The sequence below is a fragment of the Streptococcus sp. A23 genome, assembly GCF_043674155.1.
GTDB classification, from domain to species: Bacteria; Bacillota; Bacilli; order Lactobacillales; family Streptococcaceae; genus Streptococcus; species Streptococcus suis_V.
On record NZ_JBIMJP010000018.1, the window covers coordinates 1 to 15,279 of the forward strand.

Annotated in this window: 12 protein-coding genes and 1 pseudogene; 2 read left to right on the forward strand and 11 right to left on the reverse strand. The window is 45.6% G+C overall.

All coding sequences use genetic code 11. The features are described from left to right. Positions 1 to 135: 135 nt before the first annotated feature. The 11 genes and pseudogenes from ACHBIE_RS09240 to ACHBIE_RS09290 all read right to left on the reverse strand — a co-directional run. Positions 136 to 276: pseudogene (locus tag ACHBIE_RS09240) on the reverse strand (IS30 family transposase); the annotation flags it as partial. Between the two features lie 306 nt (positions 277 to 582). Then, positions 583 to 924, reverse strand: a complete 342-nt coding sequence (locus ACHBIE_RS09245) for a metal-sulfur cluster assembly factor (protein ID WP_105122899.1) — start codon at positions 922 to 924, stop codon at positions 583 to 585. Between the two features lie 76 nt (positions 925 to 1,000). Then, entirely contained in the window at positions 1,001 to 1,450 is a 450-nt protein-coding gene (locus ACHBIE_RS09250; RefSeq protein WP_105122898.1) for a pyridoxamine 5'-phosphate oxidase family protein, read from the reverse strand. 521 nt (positions 1,451 to 1,971) lie between these two features. Further along, a complete protein-coding gene (lacD, locus tag ACHBIE_RS09255) occupies positions 1,972 to 2,973 on the reverse strand; it encodes a tagatose-bisphosphate aldolase (RefSeq protein ID WP_105122897.1) in 1,002 nt (333 codons plus the stop codon). Positions 2,974 to 3,076: 103 nt separating this feature from the next. Continuing rightward, complete coding sequence (gene nagA, locus ACHBIE_RS09260) at positions 3,077 to 4,225, reverse strand: N-acetylglucosamine-6-phosphate deacetylase (protein ID WP_105122896.1); 1,149 nt, start codon at positions 4,223 to 4,225, stop codon at positions 3,077 to 3,079. A 146-nt stretch (positions 4,226 to 4,371) separates the two neighbouring features. Then, a complete protein-coding gene (gene alr, locus ACHBIE_RS09265; protein ID WP_105122895.1) occupies positions 4,372 to 5,478 on the reverse strand; it encodes an alanine racemase in 1,107 nt (368 codons plus the stop codon). After that, positions 5,468 to 5,830, reverse strand: a complete 363-nt coding sequence (gene acpS, locus ACHBIE_RS09270; protein WP_105122894.1) for a holo-ACP synthase — start codon at positions 5,828 to 5,830, stop codon at positions 5,468 to 5,470. Before acpS ends, alr begins: the two co-directional genes overlap by 11 nt. 88 nt (positions 5,831 to 5,918) lie before the next feature. Then, positions 5,919 to 8,438, reverse strand: a complete 2,520-nt coding sequence (gene secA, locus ACHBIE_RS09275) for a preprotein translocase subunit SecA (protein WP_105122893.1) — start codon at positions 8,436 to 8,438, stop codon at positions 5,919 to 5,921. A gap of 246 nt (positions 8,439 to 8,684) precedes the next feature. Then, positions 8,685 to 9,626 (reverse strand): mannose-6-phosphate isomerase, class I, encoded by a 942-nt coding sequence (gene manA, locus ACHBIE_RS09280; RefSeq protein WP_105122505.1) that lies wholly within the window; start codon positions 9,624 to 9,626, stop codon positions 8,685 to 8,687. Between the two features lie 111 nt (positions 9,627 to 9,737). Beyond that, positions 9,738 to 10,619 (reverse strand): fructokinase ScrK, encoded by an 882-nt coding sequence (gene scrK, locus ACHBIE_RS09285; protein ID WP_105111515.1) that lies wholly within the window; start codon positions 10,617 to 10,619, stop codon positions 9,738 to 9,740. A gap of 89 nt (positions 10,620 to 10,708) precedes the next feature. Beyond that, positions 10,709 to 12,634 carry a sucrose-specific PTS transporter subunit IIBC gene (locus tag ACHBIE_RS09290; RefSeq protein WP_394733191.1) on the reverse strand — a complete coding sequence of 642 codons (1,926 nt, stop codon included), beginning with the start codon at positions 12,632 to 12,634 and terminating at the stop codon, positions 10,709 to 10,711. Positions 12,635 to 12,835: 201 nt separating this feature from the next. Here ACHBIE_RS09290 and ACHBIE_RS09295 point away from each other — a divergent pair, with 201 nt between their 5' ends. Further along, positions 12,836 to 14,290: a sucrose-6-phosphate hydrolase gene (locus ACHBIE_RS09295; protein ID WP_394733192.1), complete on the forward strand. Its 1,455-nt coding sequence runs from the start codon at positions 12,836 to 12,838 to the stop codon at positions 14,288 to 14,290. Beyond that, the gene (locus ACHBIE_RS09300; RefSeq protein ID WP_105111512.1) at positions 14,271 to 15,236 is read left to right on the forward strand and encodes a LacI family DNA-binding transcriptional regulator; all 966 of its coding nucleotides are present in this window, start codon (positions 14,271 to 14,273) and stop codon (positions 15,234 to 15,236) included. The genes ACHBIE_RS09295 and ACHBIE_RS09300 overlap by 20 nt, the downstream gene beginning before the upstream one ends. The last annotated feature ends 43 nt before the right edge of the window (positions 15,237 to 15,279 follow it).

Here is a 15,279-nt window from a genome sequence, read left to right on the forward strand (position 1 = left end):
AGCTCCTAGTAAAGCTTAACAAATGGATAACTTCAAAATCACCTTTTTGGTCTCACATCATTGACAAAGGTACATTCGTACAATTTTTTTGTTTATTTCTTTTTCATCTTAAGGACGGCAAATTTCAATTCCGAGTTAGCCACCTATAAGAAATTCTCTCGGTGACTTGTAGCCCAAACATTTTTTGGGATAGTTATTGATCCAATTTTCGATAAAAGCGACTTCTTTCGGGGTCGTTTTTGTGGTTCCTTTCGGCAACCACCGTCGGATAGGCCTACGACTACCTTTTTGGACTTTGGTGTTCTTTGCCACCTTATCCGCTATATACGCCTTTGTATCACGTTTCTGTTCGTAGTGCCACGATGTCGCTATCCCTTCCTCTGATGGTCTTGGTTTCTAGCGTCAGACTTAAAACGGTCTCTCCTCAGACCGTTTTAATCCACTACCTCACGATAGTCAGGCTTGGGAGTCGCTAGCGGGTTCACCGGTAGCGACTCCCCACAGAGGACTTCCACCTCAGATGTACGACGTGCCCGTCGTACAAAGAAAAGTTGAAGACACTCCATCTTCAACTTTTTTCCTTTATCTTGGGCTAATCCCCAGTGTAATGCGTCCCAAACGGCTGATACGGGTCATTTTCCAGGCCGGCGACCATACGATTTCCACCTGGGCATCTTCGATTCCGTCAATGGTTTTTAGAGCCGCAATCAATTCATCCGGCATGGTATCTGCACAGGAGCAACCTGCATCCGTGAAGGTCATGATGACCTTGCATAGACCAGCCTCATCCACAGTGATTTCATAGACCAAACCAAGATTGTAGATATCCAATTCAATTTCTGGATCATAAATGGTTTCCAAAACAGCAATTAGCTGCTCAGACAGCACCTCGGCTCTCTCGTTGAGTTTAATATCCTCTCTCACAAGTCTTCCCCCATTGTTTAGATAATATAATTGTTATTCTACCACAATTTGAAGAAATCTACACCTCTTGGCTAGTTTACAAGGTCCGAATGGTGCCAGATGCACCCTTACCAATTGAAAAGACATACTTATGTCCCTGGGTTAAACTATGGTAAAAGCCTTTCCCCTCATACAATTGAAAGACCTGCATGTCATTGCTATCCTCATCCTTGTAAATATGCTGGTAATAAGGATTGTCCGCAAAAATGGTCTTCAAATAATCATTTTCCACCGGACGAACCAAGCCTTCAATCCGCACGACCTGAAGCAGATAACCATCTTCTGACATGGCTGTCAAAGCGATACGCGGATTCCCCATTAATTGCTTATAAAAATGAGTTTCGGGACTGGTCATGAAGAAAATCCCATCCTCAGTGGCCGCTGTGATATGAATGTGACGGGCATGCGGATTTCCATCTTGATCCAAGCTCGCAAAAACCCCCAACTTCATCTCTTCCAACAATTGCATGACTTCTTTTAGTTCCATGATGACACCTCTTGAAAACGGATTCTATACCTTGATTATAGCAAAAAAACAGATTTATTGTTAAGCCTAACTTAGTGATCCTATCGAGATTTTTAGAGCTTTCAACCACTTAAAAAGGGAGTGAGCTCAACTCGACAAAGCTAAGAATAGTTCGTCAACAAGTCTTTATTTCTTGTTATTGATTTAAAACGGTCTATCCCCAGACCGTTTTAGCCCACCCCGCACAGCTCCAACAGTCGGAGTAGTGACTGTTGGAGGCTGGAGATAAGGCGAACATTGTTCGCATCAGAAAGGTTTATGAAACCTTTGGAGGTTGGAAATTGAACGAACGGAGTTCGTATCATTCGTTAGGATAGGTTTGGAGCATTAAACGCGAAGTGCTGAGGATTGTTTCACAATCCCAATTTCCCACCTTTCACAGTTCCCCAAACTGTGAAAGCCAATCACCCCTGCGCTAAGATGTTAACACGAACTAAAGAAAGCGAGCCTAGGATTGAACCCAGGCTCTTAGTAATTCACGATTATTTCACTTCTACTTTTTCTGTCCAAGGACGGGCTGTTGTAGCTAGAACTCCATTGAGTTCTTCCACGTTACGACGACCTTGGTCTGCCAACCATGCCTTAGCAGCCTCTTCACCTTCTTTGGCAAAGATTGCCACAGCATCTTTCCAAGTTGCACGTCCGCAGAGAACACCGTTGAAGTCTGAACCTGCCTCTTTGGCAAAAACAAGCGTTTCTTGGAAGAGTTTTGCAGATACACCCGCACTGAGGTAGATATATGGCAAATGCGTGCTTTCAGACTGCTCTTTGAAGTAGGCTTTTGCTTCTTCTGCAGTGTAGACTGGCTCTTCTGTTGTGTAGCCTTCCACAAAGTTCATGTTGACAGGTACTTCCACCTTGAGAACGTCAGCGTTATAGCGCGCCTTGCTGAATTCACGCATAGCGCCATTGACCTTGTGTGGTTTGAGGGCAGCATATTCGCGAGAAGTCACGTCCATATCGCTGGCATCGTAAGTCAAGATTTCCACGAAGTAAGGAATATCTTCTGCCAAACACTCGCTACCGATGCGTTCAACCCAAGCATGTTTGATGTCGTTGATTTCTGGCTTGTCATCCACATCATAGTAGAGCAAGATTTTCACGGCATCTGCGCCCAATTCCTTGATCCGTTTTGCTGACCAGTTTGGCAATAAATCTGGCAAACGACCCGGAGTTGAGGCATCATAACCTGTTTTTTCATAGGCAGCGATAAAGCCACAGTCCGCATGGCGCAATTCTGACGCAGGTACACCATATTCTGCATCCAAAAGGATAGAGCTGGCATAAGGTGTCAGGTCACTTGAAATCACTTTTTTGAAATCAATCAAAATATCGTCGCCGAATTCACCACCACCAGCAGCTGCCGCCAAAAGGCGTTTCAAAGCACCGCGTTGGTCAATAGCAAGAGCCGCAATGACTTGATCACTGTTTGACAAACGTGTCATGTGATCAAACTTAGCTTGCGAAAGTTGTAGTTTTGTCATTAGAATCCTCCTTAGGAAAATGAGATAAACAAAGTTAAGTAGGCTAGCCTAGTGCCTAACAAGTTAATAACAAAGCAATAAAAGATAAACGAAATGACGAAATTTAGCCGAAGCGCTTCACACCGTCCAGATAGGTCGCTTTGAGCTGACCTTGATCATCCACGACAATGAAATCTGCTGCGCGACCTGGAGCGATTTGACCGCAGACATGGTCAATGTTAACAGACCGTGCTGGTGCAAGAGAGGCCATTCTCAAGGCATCAGGCAGGCTGACCAAGTCCCACTCGACCACATTTTGCACCGCTTGGATAAGCTCCAAGATAGAACCAGCCAAGCTACCGCTGTCTTTGAGGCGAGCTGTGCCGTCTTTGACCACGACTTCAAATTCACCCAGACGAGACTCGCCCTCGCCCATACCACCAGCCCGCATACAGTCCGTAATCAAGACCGTTTCCTGCGCTCCTCTGGCTTTGACAACAATTTCAGCTGCTGCAGGGTGGACATGATGGCCGTCACAGATCATTTCTGCGTAGACATCTTTGAGACTAAGCGCAGCGCCCACCATACCCGGTTCACGATGGTGAAGACCGCTCATACCGTTGTAGACATGGACAAAGATATTGGCACCTGAATCAACCGCTGCCTGCGCTTGTGCAAAAGTCGCATCCGAATGCGCTAGCGCTGTATGGATTTGCTTGCTATTGGCAAATTCGATAAATTCCTTAACGCCCTCGCGCTCTGGAGCAATGGCAATCTTATTGACCAAGCCATTGGAAAGGCTGTGCCACTTGTCCAATTTCTCTATCGAAGGGTCACTCATGTATTTTGGATTTTGGGCACCCTTGTATTTTTCAGTGAAAAATGGTCCTTCGAGGAAGATTCCTTGAATTTTCGCACCGGTCTCCTCACCAGCATGTTTCCCAATGGTTTCACATACTGCATCCAGATTTTCTGTGGAATCTGTCAGGGTTGTTGGAAGCCAAGAGGTCACACCGCAAGCTAACAGACCTTCTGAAATAGTCTTAATCCCCTCAAAGTCATTGTCCATGACATCGTGAGAAGCGTAGCCGTGAATATGCGTATCGACCAATCCCGGTGCAAGGTGATAAGCTGAATGGTCAATGATTTGACCGCCCGTCGGCTCTTCTGTCAAGATTTGACCGAACTGACCGTTTTCTGTAATTTCTAAGTAAGCGTTTTCTATCTCTTGTTCAGCAAGAATAATTGATTTTGCTTTAATATAGGTTGGCATGCTATTCCTCCTATTAAACTGGTTATATCCACTTGTTATTATATTGTATAATGCTTCACTTGTCAAGTAGAAACCGAAAAATCGGTCATTCTTTCCCAAATTTTACAACAAGCAAAAAGAGCTGAGAATATTCCCAGCCCATCTAACTATTCTATATATTGTCGATAAATGCGTGAAGACAGCAGACAAACCACCTCATAATTGATAGTCCCCACATAATCTGCCCAGTCTTGGACGGTGATTTCTCGGTCCCCATCCTGACCAATCAAGGTTACCTTGGTCCCCAGGGGATAAGGTTTTGGTAGACGAATGGTAATCTGATCCATGGAGACACGACCAACAATCGGACAAGGCTCCCCATCAACAAGAACTGAGAATCCCTGCATAGCCCGCAACAGGCCATCTGCATAGCCAATTGGCACCGTCCCGATATACTCGTCCCCCTGGCTCTCGTAGGTCATACCATAACCTATCTTTTGGCCCGCATCCAAGAGCTTCGTCTGTACCAATTGGGACTCCAAGCTCAGGGCCGGCAGAAGAGCATAGGGCAGTTCTAACTCCCGACCGCTTGGGTTGAGGCCATAGAGAGCATCCCCCAGGCGAATCATATTGAAAACAGCATCTGGATGCCAGATACTGGCCGCAGAATTACTAGCATGAATCAAATCCGGCAGGCTTGTCAATTGGTCCAGAATGCTCCGGAAATTTTGCAACTGTTCCTGATAATAGCAATCGTCCGCCTGGTCTGCAGCCGCAAAATGAGTAAAGATACCCTCAAAATCTACATCAGCAGCTGCCAATTCTTCAATCAGTTCAGTGATTTCCTCAACATTCCGAAAACCCAGACGCCCCATACCTGTATCCACCTTGATATGGACAGACAGGCCGTCCAGTTCCAATCCTGCCTCCTGCACCAAGTGCCACCAATCCAGACTAGACACTGTCAGACTAATATTTGTCTGGCGGGCCAGAGGAATGCAGTCGATTGGGACCACACCAAGAATCAAAATTGGATGTTCCAGACCGGCCTGGCGGAGCTCCAAGGCCTCGTCCATATTGGAAACACAGAAGCCATCTGCCTTGGATGACAATTCACGCGCCACTTCCACAGCCCCATGGCCATAGGCACCGGCCTTAACAACCGCAAACTTCTTCGTTCGAGCTGGCAGATTCTCTGTCAGCCTATCAAAGTTGTGACCAATATTGCCCACCTTCACCTTAGCTACTGTGGGCCGATGTATGCTAGCTTTCATCCTCTTCCTCCAAAATGACACTGGCCTGGACAAAATTCCCTGAATGACTGATACTCAGCCAAACTTTACAGGCTACAGGCGATTTTGTGACCACTGGACGCCCCTTCTCATCCGGCAAAATCTCCAAATCCTGAAAACCGATTTTTCCAATCCCCGTTCCCATGGCCTTGACAAAGGCTTCTTTTGCCGCCCAACGACCAGCCAAAAATTCAACTTGTCTGCGCCCAGACAGGCTCGAAAACCATTCTCTCTCTGATTCAGTCAGCACCTTTTCTACAAAACGGGGCTTGCCCTCCATTGCCGCTGCAATCGCTGCGATTTCCTGTAAATCTATACCGTGACCAATAATCATTTTCACCTAAAAAATAGAGCGGGGAGGCTACTCATTCCTGCCCCACCACGCTCCTGTTCTGTTTATTCTTTATCTATTCGAAAAGCTGTCACTGTCTTCCGTGACAGTTTTTAAATTTCTTCCCTGAAGCACATGGACATGGTGCATTGCGATCGACACCCTCAAAGGCCTCTTTCGGAACTGCACGAGTCGGTGGGATGATATTCTTAACTGCTGTTGTATGCGCCTCATGCGCTGCACGTTCACGTTCAATATTGTCGTGAATCTGAGCCTTCATCATCAAACGCGTCACATCAAACTCAATCGAACCAATCATGTCATTGAACATGGTAAAGGCTTCTGACTGGTACTCGACAATCGGATTGTTCTGAGCATAACCACGCAGACTAACTGCATTTCGCAATTGATCCAGAGCATCGATATGATCTGTCCATTTATTATCCACTACACGCAAAATCAAGACTTTTTGGAACTCGCGAATACGGTCCTCATCTTTTAATTTGGCAATCTGTGAATCATAAACCGCAATGGCTCTGTCATACAATTCATCTGCAATTTCCCCATAGCTGAGGTCTTCCAAATCAGATAGGTGCAAACTCTCCTCGTCAACCAAATTAGCATGAGCAAATTTGAGAATTGAATCCAAGGCCTCTTCACGACTGAAGCTCTTATGGGCGTCAATCAGGCGCTCAATTGTCCGCTGAATCATAGAGCGAATTTCAGGTCCCAAATCGCGTTCAGCAGTAATCACATCATGGCGTTGGCCGTAGATAATCTCGCGCTGTTCACGCATAACATCATCATACTGAAGGACCTGTTTACGAGAATCGTAGTTGTTTCCTTCGACACGCTTCTGCGCCGCCTCAACCTGACGGGTCAACATGCCAGACTTGATGACAGACTCTTCTTCAGACAAGTTCATCCGCTCCATGAAGGCCTTGATTCGCTCTGAACCAAAGCGTTTCATCAAATCATCTTCCAAGGATAGGTAGAATTGTGATTCACCTGGATCCCCTTGACGACCGGAACGTCCGCGGAGCTGATTATCGATACGGCGGCTCTCATGGCGCTCCGTACCGATAACGCAAAGACCGCCAAGTTCACGCACACCAGGACCCAACTTGATATCCGTACCACGACCGGCCATGTTGGTGGCAATAGTAACAGCACCACGCTGACCAGCGTTCATGATAATTTGAGCTTCACGGTAGTGGTTCTTAGCATTAAGAACCTCGTGCGGAACCCCTGCAGCCACCAATTTTTGAGAAATCAAGTCCGAGGTCTCAACCGCAACAGTACCGACAAGAACTGGTTGACCTTTTTTGTAACGTTCTTTGACATCACGCACTACAGCATTAAACTTGTATTCCAAGTTTGGATAGAGTAAGTCTTCATGGTCGATACGTTGAATTGGACGGTTGGTTGGAATAGGAATGATGCGAATATTGTAAATTTCTCGGAATTCTTCCTCTTCTGTCTTACCAGTACCCGTCATACCAGACAATTTCTTATACATACGGAAGAGGTTCTGATAGGTGATAGAGGCAGACGTCTTGGATTCATTCTGGACAGGTACACCTTCTTTTGCTTCAATAGCCTGGTGCAGACCGTCAGAATAGCGACGTCCTTCCATGGTCCGACCTGTAAATGGATCGATGATCATGACTTCCTGCTCTTCATTGACCAGATAGTCAACATCGTAGGTCATGATATAGTTGGCACGGAGGGCATTGTCCAAGAAGTGGGTAATAGCCACGTTCTCAATATCATAGAGGTTGTCCAGCTTGAAGAATTTCTCAGCCTTGTCAATCCCTGAATCCGCCAAACCAATAGTTTTAGACGGTACATCGATGATATAGTCGTCGCGATCCAAAGATTTGACCAACTTATCCGCCAAGAAATAGAGCTGGTTGGTTTCTGAGCCTTGAGGACCTGAAACGATCAAAGGTGTACGGGCCTCGTCAATCAGGATTGAGTCAACTTCATCGACCAAGGCATAGTTGAGCGGGCGCTGTACCATATCTTCTGCACGCACCACCATATTATCACGAAGGTAGTCGAAACCAATCTCCGAGTTGGTGGAGTAAGTGATATCGCAGTTATAGGCTTCACGCTTTTCAAAAGGTGATTTGGCTGCCAAGTTGATCCCAACCGACAGACCCAACCATGAATAAAGCTCACCCATCTCAGTCGCATCACGAGTAGAAAGGTACTCATTGACCGTTACTACATGTACCCCTTCACCTGTCAGGGCGTTGAGGTAAACCGGCATGGTCGCCGTCAAGGTCTTCCCTTCACCAGTACGCATCTCTGGAACGTCACCATTGTGGAGAACGATACCACCCATGACCTGAACCTTATAAGGATAGAGACCCAGGACACGACGCGCACCCTCACGAACAACGGCAAAGGCTTCATAGAGGAGTTCATCCAAGGTTTCACCTTTGGCAAGGCGGTCCCTAAACTCCTGCGTCTTGGCCTGCAACTGCTCATCCGTCAAGGCTTCCATGGCATCTGCATAAGAGAAAACCTTGTCCGCCATTTTTTCTAATTTTCTTTGCTCACCCTTATCATTTTCAATAATGGAGCGGAGCATATTTCTAACCATTCTGTACTTCCTACTTAACTTGATTTTGCTTGCCTGACCTGTCACAAGGATACCCTCCCGTCTTTGGGTAAGCTACATCCATCAATAGCTGACAACCATTTGACAAGAACCTAAAAATTCCAGGCCAGATGACATAGTTCAATAATATATTCTAGCACAAGATTTGGTTTTTTTCAAGGTTGGAACAACTCTCAAACACGCTTTTCACAAAGAAAACAGCCCCTTAGCAGGACTGCCTTCCAGATTCTATGGATGACTAACTATCATTTCCAATTGCCCTGAAAATTCCCATTCCAGCACATTGCTTGGCAAAATAAAGTGGCTTCCTTTTTCAATCTCGTAGACTTGACCATCAACCTGCAATTCGCCTACACCATCAAGGACGCTGACTAGATAGTAGGGAGCTTGTTTTTTGAAAATGACCGCACCCTCGATTTCCCACTTGTAAACCGTGAAAAATTCATTGCTGACATAAGTTGTGGCCCTCAACGCCCCAGCTTCAATAGTATCGGGGTGGCTGTTTGCTGGCTCACCAATGGTCAGGACATCAATAGACTGCTGGATATGGAGGTCACGGAGGTTGCCAATATCATCCTTGCGGTCAAAATCATAGACCCGATAGGTCGTGTCGCTGGACTGCTGGGTTTCCAAAATCATAATGCCCTTGCCGATAGCGTGCATGGTCCCGCTTGGAACGAAGAAAAAGTCTCCTGCCTTCACCGGCACCCGAGTCAACAAGTCTTCCCAATTGCCAGCTTGGATTTGAGCTGCTAAGTCTTCCTTAGACTGGGCATGGTGTCCATAGATAATTTCCGCCCCTTCATCCGCCGCAATCACATACCAGCACTCAGTCTTTCCCAATTCGCCCTCATGCTCTAAGGCATAGCTATCGTCCGGATGAACCTGAACAGACAACCAATCATTGGCATCCAGAATTTTGGTCAAAAGCGGAAAAACTGGACTGTCACTGTCGCCAAATAAATCACGACGCTCAGCATATAACTTGTCCAAGGGAGTACCCTTGTAATCGCCATTGGCTACGACGGAAACGCCGTTGGGATGAGCCGAAATGGCCCAAAATTCACCGGTCGTCTGGCTGGGAATTTCATAACCGAATTCGGTCTCTAAACGATTCCCACCCCAGATTTTTTCCTGCATGACGGAGTTTAAAAATAATGGTTGTGCCATAATAGTCTCCTTCTCAATTCTTCTAGCCCAATCTTATCAAATTTCCCGATAAATGCCAATGAAGAGCCACAGAAAAGCCTGGCAGAGCCAAGCTTCTCTCTTATGTCAGACTTATTTTTCAGCTACTTTTTTGGCTAAAGCAAAGTTTCCGAGTGTCGCAGAACCATTTTCCGCAACAGCAGGTGTCACGATGTAGTCCTTGACATCTGGCGTTGGCAGATAGTCATTCATGAGGCCTGTAAATTTCTCACGGACACGGTTAAGCATGTGCTCCTGCGCCATCACACCACCACCGAAAACGATGACTTGCGGACGATACAAAAGTGTTGCCTGCACTGCGGCCTGGGCAATATAGTAAGCCTGTACATCCCAGACATCAGAGTTGAGCTCAATCAACTCACCGCGGATGCCTGTACGACCTTCCAAGGAAGGACCAGCAGCCAGACCTTCCAAACAGCCATTGTGGAAAGGACAAACGCCGTTGAATTCATTTTTTACATCGTAAGGGTGGAGTGCAACGTAAGTATGGCCTGCTTCGGTATGGCCGAGACCACCGACAAACTCACCATTTTGAATAGCCCCAGCACCGATACCTGTACCAATCGTATAATAAACCAGGCTCTTCACACCCTTGCGCACCAAGGTCTCACCAAAAGCAGAAGAGTTTACATCTGTCGTAAAGTAGAAAGGAATGTTAAATTCTTTTGCAATCAAGCCCAGCAAGTCAATATTTGACCAATGAGGTTTTGGTGTTGAAGTGATATAGCCATAGGTTTGTGAGTTTTGGTCAATATCAATCGGACCAAACGAACCAATAGCAATCCCAGCCAAACGATCTTCGTAGCGTTTGAAAAATTCTACCGTACGCTCAATGGTTTCATAGGGCGTTGTGGTTGGAAATTGCGTTTTTTCAATGATTTGGAAATCTTCATCACCAACCGCACAAACAAACTTTGTACCACCAGCTTCCAAGCTTCCGTATAATTTTGTCATGAATTTTCTCCCTTTTTGTTTTTTAATTATACCATAGATAGAAATAGAAGAAAAAGGCTTGCCGCCTTTTTCTGTGCTTATTTTACGGATTATTTAACAACTTTCAAGAAGTCTGCACCATGAGTGATTGTCCCCTCAGCAAGTGGAGCTACTTCTGTGAAGTCTGCAGTGTTTGTCACGATGATCATGGTTGTATCATCAAGACCTGCTTCAGCGATTTTCGCTGCGTCAAATTTAGCAAGTGGTGTACCAGCTTTTACCTTGTCACCAGCAGCAACCAATTTCTCAAAACCGTTACCGTTCATAGAAACTGTATCGATACCGATGTGAATCAAGATTTCAGCACCAGTTGCTGTTTTCAAACCGTAGGCATGACCTGTTTCAAAAGCAATTGTTACTTCTGCATCTGCTGGTGCATAGACAACACCTTCAGTTGGCTTAACTGCCAAACCTTTACCCATAGCACCTGATGAGAATACTGGGTCGTTCACATTTTCAAGAGCTACAACCTCACCTGACAATGGAGAAACAAGAGTTTCTTCAGCAAGGTCCGCTGCTGGAGCAACTGCACCTGTTGATGCTTCGTTTTTCAAAGTAGAAGTCTCAACAGCTTGTGCTGGAGTCTCATCCTCGAATCCGAAGAGGTAAGTCAAAGCGAAACCTGCTGCAAATGAGATTGCTACCATGAGCAAGTATTGTGGCAATTGACCGTTTACATAAAGAAGAGTACCTGGAATGATTGTAATTCCTGAACCATTACCTGCAAGACCAAGAAGGGCTGCTACTGCACCACCAAGGGCACCAGCTGCCAATGACAAGAAGAATGGTTTGCGGAAACGCAAGTTGACACCGAAGATTGCTGGCTCGGTAATACCAAGGAAGGCAGAAAGAGCTGCTGGGAAAGCAAGAGCTTTCAATTTAGGATTCTTTGTTTTCACACCAACCGCTACTGTTGCAGCACCTTGTGCTGTCATAGCTGCTGTGATGATTGCGTTAAAGGCGTTAGATGCTACACCAGTTGCTGCTTTTGATTCCGCAAGCAATTGGATTTCAAGCATGTTGAAGATATGGTGTACACCAGATACTACGATAACTTGGTGAATACCACCGATAAGGAGACCGCCCAAACCAAACGGTAGTGTGATCAGTGCTTTTGTAGCAATCAAAATGTAGTTTTCAACCACGTGGAAAACTGGACCAATCACAAAGAGACCAAGAACTGACATAACAAGCAGTGTCACAAATGGTGTTACCAAGAGGTCAAGTACTTCTGGAACAACCTTGCGGACTGCTTTTTCGAATTGAGCACCAATCAAACCGATGATGAAGGCTGGCAAAACGGAACCTTGCAAACCAACAACTGGAATGAAGCCAAAGAAGATTTGTGGAGTTACATCACCACCCGAAGCAACTGCCCAAGCGTTTGGTAATGAGCCCGAAATCAACATCATACCAAGTACAAGACCGATTGTTTGGTTACCACCGAATACACGGAAGGTTGACCATACCACCAAAGCTGGCAAGATGATGAAGGCTGTATCTGTTAAGATTTGAGTATAAGTGATGAAGTCAGCGTTCCATTCTGTGACACCAAGAGCTCCCATGATTGCTTCTTGTGTCAAAAGACCACGAAGACCCATGAAAAGACCAGTTGCTACGATAGCAGGAATGATTGGAACGAATACGTCACCGAAAGTACGGATAGCACGTTGGAAAGCATTACCTTGTTTGGCAGCTTCTGCCTTCTGCTCACCAGTAGTCGCTGTTGGCAAGCCAAGTGCTACGACTTCATCGTAGATTTTATTTACAGTACCAGTACCAAAGATGATTTGGTATTGACCTGAGTTAAAGAAGGCACCTTGAACTTTTTCAATGTTCTCAGCCTTATCCTTATCAATTTTTCCTTCGTCAACGACCATAACACGGAGGCGTGTCGCACAGTGAGCTACGCTACGTACGTTTTCACGTCCACCGAGGGCTTCGATGACTTCTTTTGCAATTTGTGTGTTATTCATCTTGCAAAATCTCCTTATTTTTTTATTTTTTTGAAAGTGTTTTCAAACCTTTCAGTGTTTTTATTATATCACTTTTGAGAAATATGTCAAACGTTTGTCATATTTTTTTATAAATTCATCCAAAATAACGGTAAAAACTTGATTTTTAAGCAGGAAACGTTTACTATATAGGATGAAATAGTATAGATTTTTGGAGAAAATATGGCCTTTACAACTGAAGAGCGTTACAGAGCCTATGCTGACTGGACGCCAGAATACATTGAAAAAATTAAACAAAATACTGCAAGCTCACCTTGGAGAACTAACTTCCACATCGAAACACCTCACGGTTTGCTCAATGACCCTAATGGTTTTTCTTACTTTAATGGAAAATGGACCCTCTTCTACCAGTATTTCCCATTTGGTGCGGCCCACGGTCTCAAATCTTGGGTCCATACTGAATCAACCGATCTGGTTCATTTTGAAGAAACAGGTACTGTTCTTTATCCAGATACTCCTCTGGACAGCCACGGAGCTTATTCTGGATCTGCCATGCAGTTTGATGACAAACTCTTCCTCTTTTACACAGGAAATGTCCGCGATGAAAATTGGCAACGCCACACCTATCAGATTGGCGCCCTCATGGACAAGGATGGCAAGGTCGAGAAGATTGACAAGGTCTTGATTGAGCAGCCAGAGGACACGACAGACCATTTCCGTGACCCTCAGATTTTCAACTACAAGGGACAATATTACGCCATCGTCGGTGGACAAAATCTGGATTTGAAGGGGATTGTTAAGCTCTACAAGGCTGAAAACAACGACTACCTCAATTGGACCTATGTGGCGGATTTGGATTTTGAAAATGACCTGACGGCCTACATGATGGAATGTCCAAACATTGCCTTCGTCGGTGACCAGCCCGTCCTGCTCTACTGCCCACAGGGTCTGGACAAGTCTGTTCTGGACTACGGCAACATCTATCCAAATATGTACAAGATTGGCCAGGCATTTGACCCTGAAACAGGAAAAATTGTAGAACCGAGTGAGTTAATCAACCTTGACTACGGTTTTGAGTGCTATGCAACACAGGCATTTAACGCACCAGAAGGTCGCACCTTGTCTGTCAGCTGGTTGGCCCTGCCAGATGTGGAATATCCTACGGATGCTTATGATTACCAGGGCTGCTTGTCCCTGGTCAAGGAATTGACTATCAAGGACGGCAAGCTCTACCAGTACCCTGTTGAAGCCATCACAAGCCTCCGCCAAGAAGCTCTGCCATTTTTAGCTAAAAAAGAAACCAACAATGTCTACGAATTGGAGCTGGACTTTGCTGCCAATGGTAAGCATGAAATCGTCCTCTTTGCCAATGCAGACCAAAAAGGCTTGGTGCTGACAGTTGATACAGAAAAGGGACATATTAGCTTGGACCGCGAACATTGTGGTCAGCCCTTTGCCCTTGAATATGGAACAAGCAGAACTTGTGACATTGGGTCTGGAGCTTTGACTGCCAATATTTTCATAGACAAGTCTGTCTTTGAAATTTTCATCAATAAAGGAGAAAAAGTATTTTCTGGTCGCGTCTTCCCTGATGCTGATCAAAATGGCATTGCCATTACCAGTGGCAATCCAACCGGAACTTACTACCATTTAGATTATGGTCGCAAAACTAACTGATGTTGCTGCCCTAGCCGGCGTCAGTCCCACAACCGTGTCCCGCGTCATCAATAAAAAAGGCTACTTGTCAGAAAAAACTGTCAAAAAAGTCCAGGATGCCATGCGGGAATTGGGCTACAAGCCCAACAATTTGGCGAGGAGCTTGCAGGGAAAATCGGCCAAGCTAGTCGGACTCATCTTCCCTACTATCAATAATATTTTCTATGCCGAGCTGATTGGACACCTGGAAAGCCAACTCTTCAACCGAGGTTATAAGACCATTATTTGCAACAGCCAGCATGAATCGGACAAGGAAAGAGAGTATCTAGAGATGTTAGCGGCCAATCAGGTTGACGGCATCATCTCGGGCAGTCACAACCTGGGTATCAAGGACTATGACCGAGTTTCCGCCCCAATTATTGCCTTTGACCGCAATCTCTCTCCTACTATTCCCGTTGTCTCTTCTGATAACCACGGAGGAGGAGTCTTGGCGGCCCAAACCCTGAAAAAGGCAGGCTGCAAACGACCTATCATGATTTCGGGGAATGATAATTCCGACTCCCCTACTGGTCTGCGTCGGTCTGGTTTCCTCTCCGTCTTACCAGATGAAACCGTCTATCACGTTGCCAGCGACTTTACACCCATTCGCAAGGAAATGGAAATCAAGTCCATTCTGGAAAAGCACGCCCCCGACGGCATCTTTGTGTCAGACGATTTGACAGCTATGCTGGTCTGGAACGTTGCCCAATCGCTCAATTTGACTATTCCGCAAGACCTCAAATTGATTGGCTACGATGGGACTTATTTCATTGAAAATTATTACCCACAGCTGACAACCATTAAGCAGCCATTGACTGACATCGCCAAATTGATGGTGGATTTGTTGATTGATAAAATCGAGGGCAAGGAACTGGATAAACGGAACTACGTTTTGCCAGTCAGCCTATCCGCCGGAGCTAGTATATAAGACAAGTATTGTGTAATGCTTGTCTTTTTTGTCAAATTCTACT

What these genes read in the sequence shown, in the direction of transcription:
- acpS (WP_105122894.1), bottom strand. Translation starts at nt 5,830, where the DNA reads ATGATTATTGGTCACGGTATAGATTTACAGGAAATCGCAGCGATTGCA.
- alr (WP_105122895.1), bottom strand. Translation starts at nt 5,478, where the DNA reads ATGAAAGCTAGCATACATCGGCCCACAGTAGCTAAGGTGAAGGTGGGC.
- scrK (WP_105111515.1), bottom strand. Translation starts at nt 10,619, where the DNA reads ATGACAAAATTATACGGAAGCTTGGAAGCTGGTGGTACAAAGTTTGTT.
- ACHBIE_RS09295 (WP_394733192.1), top strand. Translation starts at nt 12,836, where the DNA reads ATGGCCTTTACAACTGAAGAGCGTTACAGAGCCTATGCTGACTGGACG.
- ACHBIE_RS09300 (WP_105111512.1), top strand. Translation starts at nt 14,271, where the DNA reads ATGGTCGCAAAACTAACTGATGTTGCTGCCCTAGCCGGCGTCAGTCCC.
- lacD (WP_105122897.1), bottom strand. Translation starts at nt 2,973, where the DNA reads ATGACAAAACTACAACTTTCGCAAGCTAAGTTTGATCACATGACACGT.
- nagA (WP_105122896.1), bottom strand. Translation starts at nt 4,225, where the DNA reads ATGCCAACCTATATTAAAGCAAAATCAATTATTCTTGCTGAACAAGAG.
- secA (WP_105122893.1), bottom strand. Translation starts at nt 8,438, where the DNA reads ATGGTTAGAAATATGCTCCGCTCCATTATTGAAAATGATAAGGGTGAG.
- ACHBIE_RS09250 (WP_105122898.1), bottom strand. Translation starts at nt 1,450, where the DNA reads ATGGAACTAAAAGAAGTCATGCAATTGTTGGAAGAGATGAAGTTGGGG.
- manA (WP_105122505.1), bottom strand. Translation starts at nt 9,626, where the DNA reads ATGGCACAACCATTATTTTTAAACTCCGTCATGCAGGAAAAAATCTGG.
- ACHBIE_RS09290 (WP_394733191.1), bottom strand. Translation starts at nt 12,634, where the DNA reads ATGAATAACACACAAATTGCAAAAGAAGTCATCGAAGCCCTCGGTGGA.